Here is a 19399-nt window from a genome sequence, read left to right as displayed (position 1 = left end):
ATCGCCCCACATCAGAAATCCCTCGTCGATGTGGCTGGTCGCCTGTCCAGCCACATCGACGAGGGATTCTGTGGATGGCGTGGGGTCTGGGGTGAGACGTGGCCCCGATGACCGGGTGTCCACAACCCCTGGGGTGACGCCGGCAGGGTGGGGGTGGTCGCTTCTACGGTGCACGGATGGCGAGCAGAAATGATCACCTGAACCCGCATGACGCGATGTTCCGCGCGGTGGTGGGTGTGCCGGCGAATGCGGCGTCGGTGCTGGCCTCGGTGCTGCCTGCGGAGATTGCCGATCGGTTGGACCTGGGAGGCCTACGTCCCGAGCCGGGGAGCTTCGTCGATGCGGAGATGCGCCATCGGCACACGGACCTGCTGTTCAGTACCCGCCTGAACGGGAAGCCGGCGCTGGTGTATGTGCTCGTGGAGCGCCAGGCCAGCTCCGATCGGTGGATGGCGTTGCGCGTGCTGGAGTACGTCACGCGGATCTGTGACCGGTACCGCGCCCAGCATCCCCGTGAGCGAACCTTGCCGGCGGTGCTGCCGGTGGTCGTCTATCAGGGACGGCGCCGATGGAATGCCCCCACCAGGCTGGAGGCGCTGTACGACGTTGACGCCGAGCAGGCGCTCGGCGAGTTTCTGCCCCGGCATCAGTTCGTGTTGCAGGACTTGACGGGAGTGGAGGTGGAGGCGTTGCTGGCAGCACCGCTGACTCCGGCGGCACGGTTGGCGTTGGCGATGCTGAGGTTCGCACCCAATCAGCAGCACCTGGCACAGGTGCTGGCGCAGTTCACCCCGGACGTGCTGGAGTTAGTTCTCCCAGCTCGGGCCGATGAGATGTTCGCGATTATCATGGAGTACGCCTACCAGGTCAGCGACACCGACCCGGAAGAGCTGCAGACGTTCTTCCACGATCTTGGACCCGATGCACAGGAGGCCTACATGTCCACCACACTTGAACGAGGCGTGGCACAGGGCGTCGCCAAGGGGCGCGCGGAGGGCGCAGCAGGCATGCTCACCCGTGTGCTGGCTGCTCAGTTCGGTGCCCTTACCCCCGAGCAGTCCGCCCGCATCCACGCGGCGACACCCGACCAACTCGACGCCTGGGTCGACCGCTTCACCGACGCCACCAGCATTGACGACGTCCTCCGCTGACCTGGTCGTAGGCATCTGCGCGAGCGTCGACCGACCGCCACACGTCTGACGTGTGCGTCCCTCACGCTTCGACGACCCAGGAATTGCACGTCGATCTGGCGGCTAAGCTCGCACGTTGGAACCGCCAAATCGACGTGCAATCTCGGGTAGCTCGAATCCGACGTCGATCTGGTTGGTCAGCTCCTCTGCGCAGGCGCCAAATCGACGTGCAATATCAGCTCTCGAGGTCGGCGAGCGGCACCAGATCAGCCACGGCAAGCCTGGCTGCTTCGGCCTCGGCGTCGGTCATCGTGCCCAGCGCAGCCTCCTCGGCGGCGGCCATCTCGGCATACGCGCTCACCTCGCGGCGCACCGTCTGCTCGTCCCACCCGAGCCGGGGGCCGACGATCTGCGCCAGCTCCTCCAACGCGCTCACGCCCCGGTCGCGCTGCTCGAAGAACAGCCGGATGCGACGCATCAGGATGTCCTCCAGGTGCAGTGCACCCTCGTACTCGACCGCCATCACGGCCTCAGCTCGCAGGTACGCCGGGGCGGAGTCGAGCGGCTTGCCGAGTTCGGGGTCGTCATCGACGAGTGCCAGCAACGTGTCCAGGTCGGAGCCGTAGCGGCCGAGTAGGTGCTGCATTCGGGCCTTGTCCCAGCCATACTTTGCGGCGATCTGTGGCGCTTGCCGCGTGATCGCCTCCAACCGGGGCGCACCGATCAGCGGGGTCTCTGGGGTGACCGACGGCTTCTTCCGCGCCTCCTCACCGAGGGCGTGGTCCACCGCGTGCTCGGCCATGAGCCGGTAGGAGGTGAGCTTGCCGCCGGAGATCACCGTGAGTCCGGGCGCGGACTCGACCACCGTGTGGTCGCGAGAGACCTTCGTGGAGGCCGTGCCGCCGTCCTTGGTACCGGGCTGTACCAGCGGCCGCAGGCCCGCATACACACCAATGACGTCGTCGAAGCTGAGGTTCGAGGAGAGCACCGCGTTGGCGTGGTCGAGGATGTAGTCGATATCCGCCCGGGTGGCTACCGGGTGCAGGCGCTCCTCATCCCACGGGGTGTCGGTCGTGCCGATGATCCAGTACCGCTGCCACGGGATGATGAACAGCACGGACTTCTCGGTGCGCAGGAACAGCCCGACGTCGCCCTTGATGCGCTCCTTCGGGATCACCACGTGCGCGCCCTTGGAGGCGAGCACCTGCAGGCCGCCCTCGTTGCCGCCCAGTGCCTCGGTGTCCTCGGTCCATACGCCGGTGGCGTTGATGACCCGCTTGGCACGGATCGCGCGGCGGGTGCCGGTTTCCAGGTCCACGACCTCGGCACCGACCACGCGGCCGTCCTCCTTGAGGTAGTCGACGACCTGGGTGCGGGAGGCGGCGTGGGCTCCGAAGGACTGCGCAGTGCGCACGAGCGTCATCACGAGCCGGGCGTCGTCCACCCGCGCGTCGTAGAAGCGGATACCGCCGACGAGCTGGTCGCTGCGTACGTCGGGGAAGAGTTGCTCCACCCCAGCGCGGGAGTAGTGCTTCTGTACCGGCACGGCCATGCCGCGGTGCCCGATCACGGCCATCGCGTCATACAGGCCGATGCCCAGAGCGCTGTAGGCGCGCTCGATCACCGGCGTCTTCAACGGCCACAGGAACGGTTGCGCCTTCACCAGGTGCGGGGCGGTCTTGGTCAGCAGTAGCCCCCGCTCGCGCAGCCCCTCGGCCACCAGTTTGAAGTCGAGGTTGTAGAGGTAGCGCACCCCACCGTGCACGAGCTTGGAGGACCATGACGACGTCCCCCCGGCCCAGTCCTGCATCTCGACGATGCCTGTGCTCAGGCCACGGGTAACGGAGTCGAGCACGACGCCCGCTCCGGTGATGCCACCGCCGACGACCAGGACGTCCAGCGGTTCGCCGCTGGTCATGGCGTCGAGTGCGGCAGCGCGGCTGTGCTTCGTCAACGCTGAACGTGTCACAACATCTCCTGTGAGGTCCGAGGTCTGGCCTGGTGGTTCGATCCTCCCGTGTGCACGCACTGACGTGCAAACACATCACACGAACGTGCAAGACATCGAAGGTGGGGCGCACGATCGCATCCCCTGCCCCGACCCTACGGCCGGTCGAGCCTGCGCGCTGCGGATGGGGACCGTTCCCCATGGTCCTGCGCGGTCGCATGTGGCTAGCGTTGCTCCAGGACCGAGCGGGCCGATGGGGTGGGAGTGGCAATGGCAGAGAGTGTCGAGATCGATTCGGTGTCGATCGGGTACCGGTCGGCGGAGGTTGGTCTGTATCTCTCCACGCACCCTGAACTGGAAGATCTGCACGGGAACGGCATCGGCTATCCGGCCAATCGCAGCCAGCTCGCCGTCGTGGCGGGGGAGGCGCTCGCGGACCTGGCGGCGCGCGATCGCGAGCTGGGCGAGAAGGCTCGTGCGCTGCGTGACTCGCTGCAGGCGGTGGCCGACGCGTTCCCGGACCTGGACATTGAGCTGGCGCAGGGTGAGAGCGGGGGTATGTGATGGCCGAGCAGGTTGAGCTGGTCTCACCTCATGAGGGGTTCCCACTGCTAGCGCTCGATGGCAGTGAGCACGAGATGGGTCACATCGAGACTGTCCTAGGAGATCGCCACGACGACCTGTCCTACCTGCAGGGGCTCGTCTCTTCGCTGACGTCGCTCGATGGCAAAGGTGACGCGATTGAGTCCCTGCGTTCGGACGCGGTCGAGCTTCTCGAGGTGATGGGACCTGTTCTCGACACCATCACCCTGCTCAAGCTGGCGATGTCGAACTACCGGGAGGCCTTCGAGGCCGCGGACCCGCCGATCCGGCGTCTGGTCGAGGAGGTGCGTGAGGCCCACGCCGCGGCCGAGGCGGCGGAAGCGGCCCATGACGAGACCACGACCGCTGCCGATGCCTCGGATGAGGTGTTGGACGCGGCGCGCGCCGAACGCGCTACCGCCGCTCAGATGTTGGCCGAGCTGTGGGAGGACTACGAGCGGGTCTTCGGCACCTGGGACGAGAGCTATGAGCAAGCGCTCGACTCCTTCGCAGTCACCATGGCGATCATCCCGGGCTCGGACCCCGCTCTCGCGGTCACCTTGCGCGACGTGGTCGGCGGCGACCCTGCCGAAGTCGCCGAAGCGTGGGACGCGCTCAGCGACGCAGAGCGAGCCGCTCTCCTGCGGGAGTACCCCGAGATCATGGGGAACCTGGAGGGAATCCCCTACGATCAGCGAGCCGAGGCGAACGAGCGGTCGCTGCTCGCCGCGCTGGCGACCGACCCCGAGGACCCCGAGCTCGTGGCGATCGCCCAGGCGGTCCTCAAGGACCGGCAACTGGAGCGGTTCGGCATCTCACCCATCGACGGCGAATCGGGGTCCCTGATCTCCTTCCAGCCTCGGGCTGAGGAACAGGCCCTGGCCGCCGTCGCCTACGGAGACGTCGCCGGCGCGAGCCAGGTGAACATGCTGGTCCCCGGGATGAACTCTAGCGTGACCGATCTGCCGACATGGGGTGGCACCGCCCAGGACTTCAACTCCGACCTCGCCGGCCAGCACGGCATGGAGGACGTCGCCACGATCGCCTGGTTCGGCTACGACTCGCCGAGCGAGGTCGAGGAACCATGGATGGGGCGTGCCGACGATGGTGCCAGCCGCTTCACCAGCTTCCTCAATGGCCTCAATGTCGAAGCACCTGATGCATCCGTGAGCGTGGTAGCGCACTCCTACGGCTCGACCACCGCGGCGTCAGCGATCGGTAGCGATCCCGATAATCTCGGCGTGGATCAGTTCATCACGATCGGCAGTGCCGGCTTCGATGAGTCGATCGCTGACAATCTCGGCGGCGTCGACGTGTTCGCCACGCGTGCCGACGGGGACAACTGGGCGTTGGTGGGCAGCGGCGACGCGGTGCCGTTCGCCCCATATGTTGACCCGCTCATTCGCCCTTACATCATCCCGTACGTCGTGGAAGTTCCGTTTGTTCCTGATCCTGGGTTTGTCTCAACGCACACCACCCGACCAGAGGACATCTCCGGCACGGTCGAGTTCGAAAGCGATGGCGAGAACATCGGCGGCGAGCACCTGACCGAGACGCCCGGGCACTCGACCCACGACTCGAGCTGGGCCTCCGATGGCTTCGATCAGAACGATCAGGGCTACCTCGTCCCGGGCACCGAGTCCTACTACAACATCACCCACATCATCGCTACGGGGACGCCAGGAACGTAGCTCATCGAGGTGAGTTGCCAGTTGTGGCCCGTACCGGCGCCCTCGCTCGGGCCACAACTGGCAACTCGGTGGCAGCACGCGCCAGTGAGTAGGCTCGGGCGAAACGGTGGCAGAGAGGAGCCTTCGTGGCGCAGGCGCAACGCAGCGGTGGACGCAAGGGGCGCGCACCCGCCGAGGTGACCGCCCGCCGCCGGAATCGGATCGTCGATCTCGTCCAGCGCGACGGGTCGGTGAGCATCGAGGAACTCGGTGCCACCTTCGGGGTCTCCACGGTGACGATCTACCGTGACCTGGCCGACCTGGAGTCCCTCGGCATGATCGTGCGCCAGCGCGGCGTGGTCACGGCGGCTGGATCCAACCTGCAGGAGGCCCCGGCCCGGTTCCGGCTCGGTCAGAACGAGCCCGCCAAGCTCGCCATCGCCCGCCACGCCGCCGCCATGGTGCCGCGGGGGAGTGCCGTGATGCTCGACGACTCCACCACCGGTGTGCTCACTGCCCGCGAGTTGCGCGAGTTCACGCCGCTGACCGTCGTCACCAACTCCCTCCTGGTCGCCGAGGAGGTGCGAGCGAGTGCAGGGATGCGCCTCGTGCTCACCGGTGGCGAGTACGAGGCCTGGGCCGAGGCGCTCCTCGGCCCGATCGCGGCCGGAACCGTGGCCTCCCTGGCTGCCGACGTGTGCCTGGTCTCGGTCTCCGGGATCACCGACGGCGTCACCTACCATCCGTACGCCGAGGTCGCCGCGGTGAAGAAGGCGATGATGCGCGCCTCCGCGCGCAGTGTGGCCCTGATCGACCACACCAAGTTCCGCCGTCGTGCCCTGCACGAGGTGGCCCCGTTGACTGCGTTCGACACCGTGGTGACGGACCGTGGCACGAGCCGTGAGGTGCTGGAGCTCTTGCGGGAGGGCGGTGTCAACGTCGAGGTCGCACCAGACATCGGGTAGTTTTTCTCACAAACGGTGGAGTTTTCTACATCAAACTTGATAATCTGGCGTCAGTCGACGGCGCGTAGGAGCGCCGGGAAGCAGGGAGATCATGGGACTTCGGATCATCGTCGGTGCCGACAGCGCCGGATACGACTACAAGGAAGCCATCAAGGCCGACTTCGAGGCGGACGAGCGGGTCGACTCCGTGGTCGATGTGGGCGTCGGATCCGGTGAGGACGTCGACTACCCGCACGTGGCCGTCGACGCCGCCCGGAAGGTGGCGGCCGGTGACGCCGACCGGGCACTGCTGATCTGTGGCACCGGGATGGGCGTGGCGATCGCCGCCAACAAGGTGCCCGGGATCCGCGCCTCCGTCGCGCACGACAGCTTCTCCGTCGAGCGCCTCATCAAGTCCAACAACGCCCAGATCCTTACCTTCGGCCAGCGCGTGATCGGCCTCGAGCTGGCCCGCAAGCTCGCCGGGGAGTGGCTGGAGCACGCGTTCGACCCGACGTCGCCCTCGAAGCAGAAGGTGGACGCCATCTGCTCCTATGAGCCCGAGGGCTGAGCGTGCCCGGAATCGAGCCTGGCGCACCCGTTGAGCCTGGTGCACCGGTTGAACCCGGCACGCGGGTTGAACCCGGCACATCGGTCGAGCCTGGCATGCCTCCTGTGTCTGTCGAGCCCGAGAAGCTCTACGACGCCTACGTCTTCGACCTCGACGGCACCATCTACCTCGGCGAGGAGTTCCTCCCGGGCGCCGAACGCCTCGTACGTGAGCTCCGCCGTCGCGAGATTCCGGTGCGATTCCTGTCCAACAACCCCACCAAGGACCCGGCCCAGTACGCCGAGAAGCTCGAGCGCCTCGGTCTGCCCACCCCGGTGGACGAGATCGCCAACACCGTGGTGGTGATGGTGCGTTGGCTGCTGGAGAACCACCCGGGTAGGACGGTCTACCCGATCGCCGAGGAACCGCTGGTCCGGGCGCTGGCCGGGGCCGGGATCCCGATGAGCGAGGACCCGGCCGAGATCGACATCGTGATCGCCAGTTATGACCGGTCCTTCGAGTACCGCAAGCTGCAGATCGCCTTCGACGCCATCTGGTTCCACCAGCGCGCGATTCTCGTGACCACCAACCCGGACAAGTACTGCCCCTTCCCGGGCGGGCGCGGCGAGCCGGATGCTGCCGCCATCGTCGCGGCGATCGAGGCGTGCACGGGTGTCACGCTGGCCAAGAACGTCGGCAAGCCGGACCCGGACATGCTCACCGCGGCGCTCGCCGGGGTGGACGTCGACCCCCGCCGGGCCATGATGATCGGCGACCGGCTCGGCACCGACATCCAGATGGCCGTCAACACGCAGATGTCCTCCACGCTCGTGCTCACCGGCGATTCCACCCGGGCCGACGCCGAGGCGCTGCCGGAGGCCAACCAGCCCACATTCATTCTTGAGCGCATCGACCACCTGATCCCGGCGCCCCTGCGCGCCGAGCTCGGCTGGACCGACTGAGCGGGCCGACAGACCCGGGCTGGATGAACTGACCATGACGGACTACCTGCTGGGCATCGACTTCGGCACCGAGAGCTGCCGCGTGGCCGTCATCGATGCCGAGGGCCGGATCGTCGGGGTCGCCAGCTCCGGGTACGCCACCACCTACCCACACCCCGGCTGGGCCACCCAGAGCCCGGATGCGTGGTGGTCGGCACTGTGCGCCGCCTCGGCCGAGGTGCTCGAGCGCACCGGTGTGCTCGCCGAGCAGATCGCCGGCATCGGCTACGACGCCACCACGATGACCGTGGTGCCGATGGCCGCATCCGGTGACCATCTGGCCGACGCCATCCTGTGGATGGACGTACGCGCCGTGGAACAGGCCGCCCGTGCCACCGGTTCGCGATCGGTTGCGCTGCGATATATCGGCGACGGCGCAGCACCGGCCAGCGCCGAGTGGTTCCCCTTCAAGGCGGCCTGGCTGGCGGAGAACGAGCCGGCGCTGTTCGCCCGCGCGGACTACCTGGTGGATGCTGCCGACTGGCTCACCCAGCGCCTGACCGGGGAGTGGACGCAGAACATCAATACCGCCGCCCTGCGGATGTTTCACAACCGGGATGCTGGTGGCTGGCCCACCGATTTCTATGACGACGTCGGTGCGGGTGAGGCGCTCGCCAAGGTGCCGCAGCGGGTCGTGGACCTTGGTACCAGGGTCGGTGGCCTCACTAACAGGGCTGCAGACGAGTTGGGGTTGCGGGCCGGTACCCCGGTCGCTCAGGGCTGCGGAGACGCCTGGGCCGGGCAGATCGGACTGAACGTGCTCACCCCCGGGCGGATGGCGCTCATCACCGGGTCCTCGCACGTGCTCACCGGTCAGACCGATTCCCCGATCAGCGGCGCCGGGTTCTTCGGTGCCTACACCGACGCGGTCGTGCCCGGCCAGTACACACTCGAGGCCGGGCAGGTCTCCACCGGCTCGGTGCTGAAGTGGTTCGTCGAGAACTTCGCGCGGGACGTGATCGCTGAGGCCGAGACGCGGACGGCCGAGAACGCGGGTGAGAGTGCGGGTGGTGCCTGTAGTGCGTTTGATCTCCTCAACGAGCGCTCCGCCCACCTGCCACCTGGCGCGGACGGGCTGGTGATGAACGAGTACTTCCAAGGCAACCGCACTCCCTACACCGACGGTCGGGCCCGCGGCAGCCTGTGGGGGCTGAGCCTGAGTCACACCCGTGAGCACGTGTACCGGGCCATCCAGGAGGCCGTCTGCTATGGCACCGCCCACAACCTGCGCACGATGGCGGAGGCGGGGTCACAGGTCGAACGGATCGTGGCCTGCGGAGGGGCCACCCGCAGCCGGGAGTGGATCCAGATGCACGCCGACGTGACCGGGATCCCGATCGAGCTGACCGAGGTGGGCGACGCCGTCGTGCTCGGCGCGGGAGTGCTCGCCGCCACCGGAGCGGGCCTGTACCCCAGCGTGAGCGCAGCGGCCGCTGCCATGGTGCGTACCGCCGTCGTGCTCGAGCCTGATCCTGAGCGGCACGCGGCCTACCGCCCCTTCGTGGACGCCTATACCCGGACCTATCCACTGCTGCGCGAGGAGATCCACGCGCTCGCTGATCAAGGAGAACGATGAGCCTCATCGACCAAGCGCTCGCCGACGCGACCGACACCCGAGCGATCGAGGTGGGTACCGACGTGCTGAAGCGCACCGGTGCCGTGTACACCGAGCTGTTCGGCACGCGCACCGCGATCGTGGTCGCCGACGAGAACACCTGGGCCGTGGCTGGCGAGCAGGTGACGGCGTCGCTGACGGCGGCCGGAATCCCGTTGGCCGAGCCGTTCATCTTCCCCGGGGTGCCGACGCTGTACGCCAGCTACGAGAACGTGGAGACGCTGCGCGAGCACCTGCGCCCGCTGGACGCGATCGCCGTCTCCATCGCCTCCGGAACCCTCAACGACCTCACCAAGCTCGCCTCCGGGGAGCTCGAGCGCGAGTACATGAACGTGGCCACAGCCGCGTCGATGGACGGGTACACCGCGTACGGCTCGTCCATCACCAAGGACGGCTTCAAGCAGACCATCTTCTGCCCCGCACCCGCCGGACTGGTGGCCGACCAGCACATCCTCGCCGCTGCTCCCGCCCGGCTGACGGCCACTGGAGTAGGCGATCTGATCGAGAAGGTGCCTGCTGGGGCCGACTGGATCATCGCGGACGAGCTGGGAATCGAGCCGATCGACCACGGGGTGTGGGATCTGGTGCAGGGGCCGCTGCGGGCCTCGCTCAGCGACCCGGAGGGGTTGCGCGATGGTGACGTGGCGGCGATCTCCGGGCTCACCGAGGGGCTGATCATGTCCGGCCTGAGTATGCAGGCCTACCAGTCCTCCCGGCCCGCATCGGGTGCGGGACACCAGTTCTCCCACCTGTGGGAGATGGAGAAGCTCGGCATGCACGATGAGCCGCCGCTCTCGCACGGGATGAAGGTGGGGCTCGGGACGATCTCGCTGTGCGCCCTGTATGAGGTGGTGCTCCGGCGTGACCTGGGCGCTGTGGACGTCGAGGCTGCCGTGGCCGCGTGGCCCAGCTGGCCTGAGCGGGAGGCGCAGATCCGCTCTACCTTCCCCGACGACCTGGTCGAGGCGACGGTGGCGCAGAGCAAGGCCAAGCACCTCGAGCCCGAGCAGTTGCGGGAGCGATTGGCGCTGGTGAAGAAGACATGGCCGCAGATCGCCGAGCGGGTGCGTGCGCAGTTGCTCCCGGCCGCCGAGATCGAGCGGATCCTTGGCGTGGTCGGTGCGGTGACGCACCCGGCACAGATCGGCGTGGATCGGGCGCGGTTCCGCGAGACGTACTTCCGCGCGCAGGCCATCCGCAGCCGGTACACGCTGCTTGACCTGCTGTTCGAGACGGGCCTGCTGACCGAGTGCGTGGACGAGCTGTTCACCGACGGCGGCTTTTGGGCCGCCCGCCCCTGGTGAAATCCAACGTCGATCTGGCGGTTCGCTCCCGCCCCCTCCTGAAATTGCACGTCGATGTGGCGACGCCCTCCGGCCCACCCCTGGAATCGCACGTCGATCTGGCGGTCGGCAGAGCGGGGCGAGTGACCATATCGACGTGCGATTTCCGGGAATGAACGCCGGACGGCGCGGGGTTACTCCCACGGGCGATCAGCCCATCACCCGTCTGTCACGAAAGGGGCACCCATGCCGCCGATTCTCTCCCTGCTGGATCTCGCCGTCGTCGGACGGGAGCAGACCACCCGGGAGAGCCTGGAGGGCACGGTGGCCCTCGCTCGGGCGGCCGAGCAGGCCGGGTACGAGCGCGTCTGGTACGCCGAGCACCACAACAACCCGGCGATCGCCTCCTCCGCCACGAGCGTGCTGATCGCGCACGTGGCAGCGCACACGCGCTCGATCCGACTCGGAGCCGGTGGCGTGATGCTGCCGAACCACGCACCGCTGGTGATCGCCGAGCAGTTCGGCACCCTCGCCACGCTGCACCCGGACCGGATCGACCTCGGACTGGGCCGGGCGCCAGGCACCGACCAGAACACGCTGCTCGCGCTGCGACGGGACGCGCGTGCGGCTGACACGTTCCCCGCCGATGTGGCTGAGCTGGACGGGTACCTGCGTGGGAAGACGACGATCGAGGGCGTGAACGCCTACCCCGGGGCCGGGACGAACGTGCCGTTGTACATCCTCGGTTCCTCCCTGTTCGGCGCCCAGCTGGCCGCGAAGCTCGGGCTTCCGTATGCCTTCGCCTCCCACTTCGCCCCGGCGGCGCTGAAGCAGGCGGTGGCGACCTACCGGGCGGAGTTCACCCCGTCGGAGCAGCTCGCGGAGCCCTACGTGATCGCGGCCGTGGGTGTGGTGGCGGCGGACAGTGCGGCCGAGGCCGCCGATCAGCTCCTGACGGCGCAGCGCCGCCGCGTGGGTCTGCTGCTGCCCCCTGGGCGCACGGTCACCGACGAGGAAGCCGACATGGTGCTCGGCACCGCCCAGGGCCGGCAGTTGCTGGAGATGATGAAATACACCGCGGTCGGGACCAAGAACGACGTGGGGGAGTACCTGCGCTCCTTCGCCGGCCATGCTGATGCCGATGAGCTCATGATCGCGCTGCACGCCGACGGGGTGGCCGAGCGGGTGCGAGCCGCGGAGATCGTCGCCGACGCGATGGACTGACGGTCCAGCAGTTGCTTCAGCCGATCGCGGAACTCGCCAGCCACAGTGCCGCCACGGACTCATCGCCGACGATGCGCGGGACCGGTCGCCGGTTCCACAGCGCGAGATACAGCTGATCGGCAGGACCGGCAAGTTCGCAGTCGCTGTCGGCCACCTCGCCAGCGGTGGTACTCGGTGGCCCGAGAGAGAGCCGGACGGTCCACACTGCGTCGGCATCGGTGGCGCGAACCCTCAGGACCGAGGGCGTCTCGGTGCGTACCCGGCTCGTGGACCGGGCGTGGAAGCCGCGCAGTAGCTCATCAATGCCGTCCACGGCGAAGTCCGCATCGATGGCACTCGTGCCGGAGACAGGCGCCTCACCGTCGGCGCCCTCGGCATCGACGCGATGCACGGCTGTCTCGTGCGCCTGGCGTCGGACCCAGAACGTCAGCGGCGACGCTACCGGTGCCGGGTGGAAGGTCCAGACCTGGACGTCCGGCGGGGCGCTGGCCAGTGTCTCGACCAGGCGGTGGTGGCTGTCGCGGTACCAGGAGATCAGCTCGGTGCTGTCGAGCTTGGGTCCGCCGGTCATGGGTTGACGTGCCGTGTGCCGTTCAGCGACGAGCGTGGCCGCCCAGCGGTGTACAGCACCGGTGTGCCGCAGCAGATCCCGCATCCTCCAGCCAGGGCAGGTCGGAATCTCGGCGTCGGTACCGGCGCGCTGGGCTGCTGCCGCCAGGAGGGCCCCTTCGTCGGCCAGCGTCGCGAGGAGGCGAGCAGATTCCATGTCCCGAGTCTGTCGCATCAACGCCCCGGTGCTCGCGCTTGGGGAAGGGTAGGTGAGGACTCACGCCTGCTCGAGCACCAGGCTGAACTCCACCTGCCCCTCCTCTTCGACGGTCACGAACCCGAGGTCGGGAGCGGTCACGTCGAAGTCGGCGAACGTGATCGGGACGATCCCGATCACCTGGATCTCGGCCCCGGAGGCCGCGATCTCGGCATCGACGGTCACCTCCTGGGTGACGCCGTGGATGGTCATATCACCGACCAGCTCGACCTCGGTTGTCTCCGTCAGCAGGACCGGGCTGGTGAGCTCGAATGTTGCTGTCGGAAAGGTGTCCGTCTCCAGTGCGCTGCTGCGGAAGTAGGCGTCGCGCTGGGACTCGTCGGTGGCGACGGAGGCCATGTCCACCTCGAGGCGCGCATCAGTCAGGGTGTCGTCGTCGATGGTGATCTCACCGGTGACGGACTCGGTGCGGCCGGTCACGGTGATGTCCTCGCCGCTGAGCACCTCCTCCACTCGGTAGCCGGCGTAGGAACCGTCGCTGATCGACCACTCTCCGGTCAGGGCCGAGCCGGGATCTGTTGTGCTCGGAGGGTCCGTGGACTCGGTGGAGTCTGCCGGATCGCTTTCGGTGGACTCCGCTGAACGGTCGAGCGTTGGTTCCTCTGCAGCGGAGGCGTTGACCCAGTCGGCGTACACACCCGGGCCGATCAAGGCACCGGCCCCTCCGAGAGCCACGAGTCCAGCGACGGTGCCGGTCAGGACCTTCGTACGTGTCTTCATGGATGCTCCGTTGGTGAGAGGGTGCCGAGCCGGTCTGGGTGAAGCCGTGACAGTGTTACGCCCGCCGCTGAGGGTTCGTGGGGAAGTTCCTGGGAGATTCCTGAGAACCGCTCACGGCCGCGTACCGCATCGGTGCATTCGCCGACGCACTGCCGCATAGGGCATTCGAAGCCACGGCCACGATGGATGGTGATGGCATGCTGGACCCGTGACTGCCGTGCCACCCGCCGCCCAGACGGACGTGAAGAACTCGGTACCGTCCCTGAGTACTGTGCTCCCCGCCGTCGGGGTGGCGCTCTCAGCCTTCCTACTGTTCGGTCTGATGCTCCCCGGCTGGGGGCACGGCCTGCTCGTGGTCAGTTTGGCCGCGGCGTGGTGGGTCTCGCGCGAGCTGGGCAAGGACCTCAGCCTGATCGGGATCGGCATCGCGATCGTCTCGGTCACCTCGGTCGAGGCGGACGTGCACTGGGACCGGTTCTTCACCATCGGCATCGTGCTCATCCTGGCGGTCCTGACTCCCTCGCTCATCGACCGCCTCGTGTACAAGCGCCACGCCATCCGCTTCCCGTGGCGCACCGGGCAGAAGTGGGCGCCGATCGAGAAGGGCTACATCGTGGCCGTGCCCGTGCTGGGCTGGCTGATCCTGCCGTTCTACTTCATCACCTCCGGTGCCTACCTGAACTGGCCGCACATCACCGACGGCAGCGAGCTGGCGCGGTTCTTCGTCGGCGTGAACTTCGTGGGCACGTGGGATGAGCTGTTCTTCATCTGCACGTGCTTCGCGCTGCTGCGCCGGCACTTCCCGGTGTGGCTGGCGAACCTGCTCCAGGCCACGATCTTCGTCTCGTTCCTGTGGGAGCTCGGCTACCGGGAGTGGGGCCCGTTCCTGACCGCCCCGTTCGCGCTACTGCAGGGGTGGATCTTCACCAAGACCGGGTCGCTGACCTACGTGCTCATCGTGCACCTGCTCTTCGACGTGGTGGTGTTCCTCGCCATCGTGCATGCGCACAATCCCGGGGTGATGGGATTCTTCCTGGTGGGGTGAGTGAGTGCCGCGAGAGCGCGCACTCACTCACGATCGGGTACGCCGCCGAACGCGGCCCCAGGGGCGAAGACCCGCTCCGCAAAGCGTCGACCGATGAGGTCGTGTGCTTCAGCATCCGGATGGAGGCCATCGGGGAGCGGAAGGGTGTCAGCATCGGCCGGGCCGTAGAGTTCAAGGCCGTCGAGGAAGTGGAGATTCGAGTCCTCGGATCGGTGCTCCACCACTGAGCGGAGCGCGCCCCGGATCACCTCCAGCGTCAACCGGCCTTGTGCGGTATCCCCGGGTGTCCCGGTGGCGATGAACTGGACGTGGTCTGTGCCGAGGGTGGCAGGATCGACCGCCCCAGGGCCGGGGGTGTTCTCGTGGATGCCGCAGAAGATGGGCGATACGAGAACCAGTGGCGTATCGGGGTGCCCCTCGCGGATGGTGTCCAAGAAGCCATGGATTGCCGGAACGAAGGACCGTAGCCGCATCGAGTCGAGGTTCACGACGTTGATGCCGAGCTTGATGCTGATCGCATCGGCAGGGGTGTCGCGGATGACGCGAGCGAGAAACGGGTCGACGAGGGCGCTGCCGCCCAGGCCCAGGTTGCACAGTTCGACACCACCTGCCGTTCGCGCGGCGACCACTGGCCAGATCTCGGTCGGGGCGAGGGCGTTGGACCCGTGGCTGATGGAACTGCCGTGGTGTACCCAGACCGGGCGCAGACTGTGCTCGGGGACGACAGGCTCGTCGGTGAGGAGGTCGATGAGCTCCACGGTTTCATTGTGCGGCAGCCACATCTCAACCTGCTTGTTGCCCGGGTGCAGGTCCGCTATCACGGTGCGATGTGCCGGGCCCGGGTGAGCGCTTGAGGTTCCGGTCTGCAAGTCGATCTCGTTGCGGTCGCCCCCGGTGAGTTCGTCCCGCGTGTGCAGGACGCCGTCGATGAAGACATCGATACGCCCGCGCGCGCGGTCGGCGCCACGATAGGTGATCCGCACCGGATGGGTGGCGAGTTCGATACGTGAAGCGGTTGTGCTGAAGATCAAGCGGGCCCCGGAGGGCTGGGCTTGCATCGCGAGTAGTTGAGGATCGGGAAACTGTTGACGGACCCACGTGGGCAGTCGGTGCGGCGTGATGCCGCGCGGTGTCGGCTCAAGCTCGGCGACTCCGTGGACAAGGTCGTTGGTGAGCGGGGTGGCGATCATGAGCGGACTCCTTTCGCAGGCCAGGTGTGCAATGCGCGGTCGAGGGCGTCGATCGTGACCGTCCAGGATTCCTCTTCAGCTTCTGAGCGGTGTCCGAAGGCGTCGACTCGACTGAGTGTGAGGAAGCCGTTGATCGTCGCACCGATGAGACGCGCGGCGTGGATGAGAGCATCGGAGGGGACGGGATATCCCCTCACGACCGCGAGAGTGAGGGATGCGACTCGTCCCGCCTCGGGCGATTGGGCGGTCTGCGCTGATGCGCGGCGTTCGATTGCGGCCCACGCGCCGGGGCGCTCGCGGGAGTAGGCGCGGTGGGCGTCAGCGAGCCCGCGGAGAGCCTCACTCCCAGCGCACCCTGCGACGCCGGCACTGATGCGCGAGCTGAGTTCGCCGAGAGCGAGCCGCTGGATCCCATCCAGGAGTGCCTCTCGCCCCCGCACGTGCTCGTAGAGACTGGCTGGTTGCACGCCGAGAAGTCGGGCAACGGCCGAGACTGTCACGGCAGCAAAGCCCTCCCGGTCCGCGAGACCCGCAGCCGCTTCGAGGACGGTGTGTTCGTTGAGATTCGCGCGGGGCATGAATGAGATCCTACGCCCATTAGGCCAAAACCTAAACTTTGTAGGCAAAGGCGATCAGCGCAGTGACGCCGCACCTGTTCGCACTGGGCCCGGCTGCCGCTCCTGGCGCCCCATCGCGCCAAGGGCCGAGCTCGCCCATGATCACTGGCGGTGAGTGGCACCGCCGTCCACGTGCAGCACCTGGCCGGTGATGTGCCCGGCGCGGGGTGAGGCGAGGAACCCGACGGCGGCAGCGATGTCGTCCGGGCGGCCCGGGCGTTTGGTCATCGTGGCCGCGACGAGTCGCTCGTGTCGTTCGTCGGTCATGGAGTCGCCGAAGAACTCGGTCTCGGCAACGAAGCCCGGAGCCACGACATTTGCGGTGACACCTCGCGGACCGAGCTGGCGAGCCAGTCCCACCACCCACGACTCCAGCGCGGCTTTCGCGCCACCGTAGGAACCGCTGCCCTGGGCGCCGGCGATCGAACCGATCACGACGAGGCGCCCGTCCTTGGCCAGGCGGTCGGTCAGAGATGTCACGGGCACGACGGCGGTCAGCACGTTGCGGGCGAAGGTTGCCATCCAGACGGCGGCGGTCTTTCGTGCTGCCATCTCGGCGGGATTGAGTCGCTCCACCTCTTCGCTGATGGAGGACTCGTCCGGCGACGAGGGAATTCCGCCGGCGTTGGCGACCAGCACGTCGATCTGTTCGGGAAGGGAGGCGCCAAGCTGCGCCACCGCTGCCGGGTCTTCAAGATCGGCGACGGCGGCACGAACGCCGAGATCGGTGGCCGCCTGTTCGAGGACGTCTGCGCGCCTCCCGATGATCGTGACGTCATGGCCGCTTGCGCTGAGATCGGCAGCGATCGCGCGGCCGATGCCCGTACCGCCACCGGTGACGACGGCGGTGCGTCTGACTTCTGGCATCTCTCCTCCTTTAGGGCTAAAGTAGTTCCATGATGGCACATGAAGAGCCGGTTCGCGACGCCGTCGATGAGATCGCGCAGGCGTGGCGCCGGGAGCTCCCCGGTGCTCCGGTGGAGTCGATCGGGGTGATCACACGGATCTGGCGGATCGCGCATCTGCTGGAGGCCGATCGGCGCAGGACCATGCAACGTCTGGGCATGGAGGTGTCCACCCGCAGTCTGCTCGCCACGCTACGCCGAGCGGGAGAGCCGTATGCTCTTGCCCCCTCCGAGATTGCTCGACGGTCCGGGGTCAGCCCCGGTGCGGTGTCCCAGTGGGTGTCGCGGGCTGAGCGGGACGGGTGGGTGGTGCGTCGGCGCGGCGGCGGGTCTGACGGCCGTGCGGTCGAGGTGGCGCTCACCGACGCGGGGAGAACGCGCATCGATGAGGTGGTCGGTGAGTTGCTCGAGCACGAGGCAGGACTGGTGGCGGGCCTCGACGACGAGGAAGTGGCACAGCTTGGCGGACTGCTCCGGACGCTGATGGCGGGGCTCGGGAAGAGAGCGGGAGAACAGGAAACGTCTCCCGAACTGCCCTCGGATGGTCCCGTGCATCGGCGAAGTGGCGGCAGCTAGAGTGCTGCGATGTCGATCGCAGCGCCAACACCGTGTGACATCCGCGCTTACCGAGGCCCTGATGACGCCACAGCGACTTTCGACGTCTTCCAAGCCGCGATTCGCCAGACGGCCGCTTCGGTCTATGCACCTGACCAGGTGGAGGCCTGGGCCGGGCCCGCTCGCACTGACCTGACCACCTGGGACATGCGGCGGCGAAAAGCGGCGACACTCGTGGCAGAGGTCGAAGGCGTCGTCGTGGGATTCGCGGACCTGACGCCGGACGGGTTGGTCGACATGGTGTTCGTCCATCCACGAGCTGGAGGCAGGGGCATCGCCCGCGCCCTCCTGACTGCTGTCATGCACGACGCGCGTGCCTGGGGCCTGACCGAACTACGGACCTTTGCCAGCCGGAGCGCGCAGCCGGCGTTCGAACGCCTCGGATTCGTTGTGGTGGCCGATCGCCCGGACAATATGGTCCGTGGAGTTGCCGTTCCGAACGCAGAAATGCGCCGGTACCTCGCCTAGTCCCTCAGCGCCAGCCGAGCGCAGGCGCGACGTGCGTGAGGATGGACTCGAGGACGTGAGCGTTGTAGTCCACGCCCAGCTGGTTGGGCACCGTCAGCAGCAGTGTGTCCGCCGCGGCGATTGCCTCGTCGCCCCGGAGCTGCTCGACGAGCGCCTCGGGTTCGTCGGCGTACGAGCGACCGAATACTGATCGCGTGCTGTCGATGTACCCGAACTGATCGTCGCGGTCCCCGCTGCCGAGGAAGTAGCGCCGATCCCGATCGTCGACGATCGCGAAGATCGACCGCGACACCGACACCCGCGGCTCGACACCGTGATCGTGCTGGGCCCACTCCGTACGGAATGCTTCGATCTGCTGGCGCTGCTGCACGTGAAAGGGCTTGCCGGACTCGTCGTCCTTGAGGGTCGAGGACATGAGATTCATGCCCTGCTGCGCTGCCCACCGTGCCGTTGCATCGGAGCCTGCGCCCCACCAGATGCGCTGGCGTAGGCCCTCCGAGTACGGCTCGATGCGCAGCATCCCCGGAGGGTTCGGGAACATCGGCCGGGGATTCGGCTGGGCGAACTGCTTGCCCGAGATCATCTCCAGTGCCACCTCGGCGTTCTTGCGGGCCATATCCGCGTCGGACTCGCCTTCGGCGGGCTCGTGGCCGAAGTAGCGCCACCCGTCGATCACCTGCTCCGGTGACCCCCGTGAGATCCCGAGTTGGAGTCTGCCCCCGGCGATCAGGTCCGCCGCTCCGGCGTCCTCAGCGAAAGCCAACGGGTTGGTGTAGCGCATATCAATGACGCCCGTGCCGAGCTCGATGCGGCTCGTCTTCGCGCCCGCCGCGCTCAGTAGCGGGAACGGCGAGCCGAGTTGCCGAGCGAAGTGGTGCACGCGGAAGTACGCGCCGTCCGCGCCGAGCTCCTCGGCGGCGATCGCCAGGTCGATGCTCTGCAGCAGAGCGTCAGCTGCGGTCTGGGTGGCGGAGGTGGGATGCGGATTCCAATGCCCGAAGGAGAGGAAGCCGATGTTCTTTCGCGCGCTCACCTGCTCCACAACCATGCGGCGGGTAGCGCTATT

19 protein-coding genes are annotated in these 19399 nt (G+C 67.5%); 12 read left to right on the top strand and 7 right to left on the bottom strand.

Translation table 11 applies throughout. The annotated features are described in order from the left end of the window. Positions 1-176 precede the first annotated feature (176 nt). A complete protein-coding gene (locus tag FV560_RS08515; protein ID WP_159621086.1) occupies positions 177-1151 on the top strand; it encodes an Rpn family recombination-promoting nuclease/putative transposase in 975 nt (324 codons plus the stop codon). Between the two features lie 214 nt (positions 1152-1365). Here FV560_RS08515 and FV560_RS08510 read toward each other — a convergent pair whose 3' ends face one another. Beyond that, positions 1366-3048, bottom strand: a complete 1683-nt coding sequence (locus tag FV560_RS08510; protein WP_159621159.1) for a glycerol-3-phosphate dehydrogenase/oxidase — start codon at positions 3046-3048, stop codon at positions 1366-1368. Positions 3049-3348: 300 nt separating this feature from the next. On the opposite strand from FV560_RS08510, the gene FV560_RS08505 reads away from it, so the two are divergent. The 8 genes from FV560_RS08505 (at position 3349) to FV560_RS08470 (ending at position 11947) form a co-directional block, all read left to right on the top strand. Beyond that, the gene (locus FV560_RS08505; protein WP_159621085.1) at positions 3349-3642 is read left to right on the top strand and encodes a hypothetical protein; all 294 of its coding nucleotides are present in this window, start codon (positions 3349-3351) and stop codon (positions 3640-3642) included. Further along, positions 3642-5351 carry an alpha/beta hydrolase gene (locus FV560_RS08500; RefSeq protein ID WP_159621084.1) on the top strand — a complete coding sequence of 570 codons (1710 nt, stop codon included), beginning with the start codon at positions 3642-3644 and terminating at the stop codon, positions 5349-5351. Before FV560_RS08505 ends, FV560_RS08500 begins: the two co-directional genes overlap by 1 nt. Before the next feature lie 125 nt (positions 5352-5476). Further along, entirely contained in the window at positions 5477-6295 is an 819-nt protein-coding gene (locus FV560_RS08495; protein WP_200837582.1) for a DeoR/GlpR family DNA-binding transcription regulator, read from the top strand. Positions 6296-6386: 91 nt separating this feature from the next. After that, positions 6387-6845: a ribose-5-phosphate isomerase gene (locus FV560_RS08490; protein ID WP_159621083.1), complete on the top strand. Its 459-nt coding sequence runs from the start codon at positions 6387-6389 to the stop codon at positions 6843-6845. A 104-nt stretch (positions 6846-6949) separates the two neighbouring features. Next, positions 6950-7786 carry an HAD-IIA family hydrolase gene (locus FV560_RS08485; protein WP_235020009.1) on the top strand — a complete coding sequence of 279 codons (837 nt, stop codon included), beginning with the start codon at positions 6950-6952 and terminating at the stop codon, positions 7784-7786. Between the two features lie 34 nt (positions 7787-7820). Continuing rightward, positions 7821-9401, top strand: a complete 1581-nt coding sequence (locus FV560_RS08480; RefSeq protein WP_159621081.1) for an FGGY-family carbohydrate kinase — start codon at positions 7821-7823, stop codon at positions 9399-9401. Then, on the top strand, positions 9398-10744 hold the full coding sequence (locus FV560_RS08475; protein WP_159621080.1) for an iron-containing alcohol dehydrogenase: 1347 nt from the start codon (positions 9398-9400) through the stop codon (positions 10742-10744). Before FV560_RS08480 ends, FV560_RS08475 begins: the two co-directional genes overlap by 4 nt. A gap of 225 nt (positions 10745-10969) precedes the next feature. Further along, positions 10970-11947 (top strand): LLM class flavin-dependent oxidoreductase, encoded by a 978-nt coding sequence (locus FV560_RS08470; protein ID WP_159621079.1) that lies wholly within the window; start codon positions 10970-10972, stop codon positions 11945-11947. A gap of 16 nt (positions 11948-11963) precedes the next feature. Here FV560_RS08470 and FV560_RS08465 read toward each other — a convergent pair whose 3' ends face one another. After that, positions 11964-12713 (bottom strand): maleylpyruvate isomerase family mycothiol-dependent enzyme, encoded by a 750-nt coding sequence (locus tag FV560_RS08465; protein ID WP_159621078.1) that lies wholly within the window; start codon positions 12711-12713, stop codon positions 11964-11966. A gap of 60 nt (positions 12714-12773) precedes the next feature. Beyond that, positions 12774-13493, bottom strand: coding sequence for a YceI family protein (locus tag FV560_RS08460; protein WP_159621077.1), 720 nt, complete (start codon positions 13491-13493; stop codon positions 12774-12776). A 208-nt stretch (positions 13494-13701) separates the two neighbouring features. Here FV560_RS08460 and FV560_RS08455 point away from each other — a divergent pair, with 208 nt between their 5' ends. Continuing rightward, positions 13702-14538, top strand: coding sequence for a CPBP family intramembrane glutamic endopeptidase (locus FV560_RS08455; protein WP_338049697.1), 837 nt, complete (start codon positions 13702-13704; stop codon positions 14536-14538). A 23-nt stretch (positions 14539-14561) separates the two neighbouring features. On the opposite strand, the gene FV560_RS08450 is transcribed toward FV560_RS08455, so the two are convergent. From FV560_RS08450 to FV560_RS08440, 3 genes are all read right to left on the bottom strand, one after another. Beyond that, entirely contained in the window at positions 14562-15728 is a 1167-nt protein-coding gene (locus FV560_RS08450) for a GDSL-type esterase/lipase family protein (RefSeq protein ID WP_159621076.1), read from the bottom strand. Next, positions 15725-16306 (bottom strand): TetR/AcrR family transcriptional regulator, encoded by a 582-nt coding sequence (locus tag FV560_RS08445; protein ID WP_159621075.1) that lies wholly within the window; start codon positions 16304-16306, stop codon positions 15725-15727. The genes FV560_RS08450 and FV560_RS08445 overlap by 4 nt, the downstream gene beginning before the upstream one ends. A gap of 141 nt (positions 16307-16447) precedes the next feature. Beyond that, positions 16448-17212: an SDR family NAD(P)-dependent oxidoreductase gene (locus FV560_RS08440; RefSeq protein ID WP_159621074.1), complete on the bottom strand. Its 765-nt coding sequence runs from the start codon at positions 17210-17212 to the stop codon at positions 16448-16450. A gap of 29 nt (positions 17213-17241) precedes the next feature. On the opposite strand from FV560_RS08440, the gene FV560_RS08435 reads away from it, so the two are divergent. Both FV560_RS08435 and FV560_RS08430 read left to right on the top strand, forming a co-directional pair. Beyond that, positions 17242-17826 carry a MarR family winged helix-turn-helix transcriptional regulator gene (locus tag FV560_RS08435; RefSeq protein WP_159621073.1) on the top strand — a complete coding sequence of 195 codons (585 nt, stop codon included), beginning with the start codon at positions 17242-17244 and terminating at the stop codon, positions 17824-17826. A gap of 9 nt (positions 17827-17835) precedes the next feature. After that, positions 17836-18333 (top strand): GNAT family N-acetyltransferase, encoded by a 498-nt coding sequence (locus tag FV560_RS08430; RefSeq protein ID WP_159621072.1) that lies wholly within the window; start codon positions 17836-17838, stop codon positions 18331-18333. Between the two features lie 4 nt (positions 18334-18337). On the opposite strand, the gene FV560_RS08425 is transcribed toward FV560_RS08430, so the two are convergent. Then, entirely contained in the window at positions 18338-19381 is a 1044-nt protein-coding gene (locus FV560_RS08425; RefSeq protein ID WP_159621071.1) for an LLM class flavin-dependent oxidoreductase, read from the bottom strand. Between the last annotated feature and the right edge of the window lie 18 nt (positions 19382-19399).

Source organism: Ruania rhizosphaerae (assembly GCF_009805705.1).
Taxonomy (GTDB): domain Bacteria; phylum Actinomycetota; class Actinomycetes; order Actinomycetales; family Beutenbergiaceae; genus Ruania; species Ruania rhizosphaerae.
This window is presented reverse-complemented; position numbering and strand designations above follow the sequence as displayed.

Bases quoted from the DNA above. Each gene is read 5' to 3' on its own strand.
- FV560_RS08515 (WP_159621086.1), top strand. From the start codon at position 177: ATGGCGAGCAGAAATGATCACCTGAACCCGCATGACGCGATGTTCCGC.
- FV560_RS08510 (WP_159621159.1), bottom strand. From the start codon at position 3,048: ATGACCAGCGGCGAACCGCTGGACGTCCTGGTCGTCGGCGGTGGCATC.
- FV560_RS08505 (WP_159621085.1), top strand. From the start codon at position 3,349: ATGGCAGAGAGTGTCGAGATCGATTCGGTGTCGATCGGGTACCGGTCG.
- FV560_RS08500 (WP_159621084.1), top strand. From the start codon at position 3,642: ATGGCCGAGCAGGTTGAGCTGGTCTCACCTCATGAGGGGTTCCCACTG.
- FV560_RS08490 (WP_159621083.1), top strand. From the start codon at position 6,387: ATGGGACTTCGGATCATCGTCGGTGCCGACAGCGCCGGATACGACTAC.
- FV560_RS08480 (WP_159621081.1), top strand. From the start codon at position 7,821: ATGACGGACTACCTGCTGGGCATCGACTTCGGCACCGAGAGCTGCCGC.
- FV560_RS08475 (WP_159621080.1), top strand. From the start codon at position 9,398: ATGAGCCTCATCGACCAAGCGCTCGCCGACGCGACCGACACCCGAGCG.
- FV560_RS08470 (WP_159621079.1), top strand. From the start codon at position 10,970: ATGCCGCCGATTCTCTCCCTGCTGGATCTCGCCGTCGTCGGACGGGAG.
- FV560_RS08465 (WP_159621078.1), bottom strand. From the start codon at position 12,713: ATGGAATCTGCTCGCCTCCTCGCGACGCTGGCCGACGAAGGGGCCCTC.
- FV560_RS08460 (WP_159621077.1), bottom strand. From the start codon at position 13,493: ATGAAGACACGTACGAAGGTCCTGACCGGCACCGTCGCTGGACTCGTG.
- FV560_RS08450 (WP_159621076.1), bottom strand. From the start codon at position 15,728: ATGATCGCCACCCCGCTCACCAACGACCTTGTCCACGGAGTCGCCGAG.
- FV560_RS08445 (WP_159621075.1), bottom strand. From the start codon at position 16,306: ATGCCCCGCGCGAATCTCAACGAACACACCGTCCTCGAAGCGGCTGCG.
- FV560_RS08440 (WP_159621074.1), bottom strand. From the start codon at position 17,212: ATGCCAGAAGTCAGACGCACCGCCGTCGTCACCGGTGGCGGTACGGGC.
- FV560_RS08435 (WP_159621073.1), top strand. From the start codon at position 17,242: ATGATGGCACATGAAGAGCCGGTTCGCGACGCCGTCGATGAGATCGCG.
- FV560_RS08430 (WP_159621072.1), top strand. From the start codon at position 17,836: ATGTCGATCGCAGCGCCAACACCGTGTGACATCCGCGCTTACCGAGGC.
- FV560_RS08425 (WP_159621071.1), bottom strand. From the start codon at position 19,381: ATGGTTGTGGAGCAGGTGAGCGCGCGAAAGAACATCGGCTTCCTCTCC.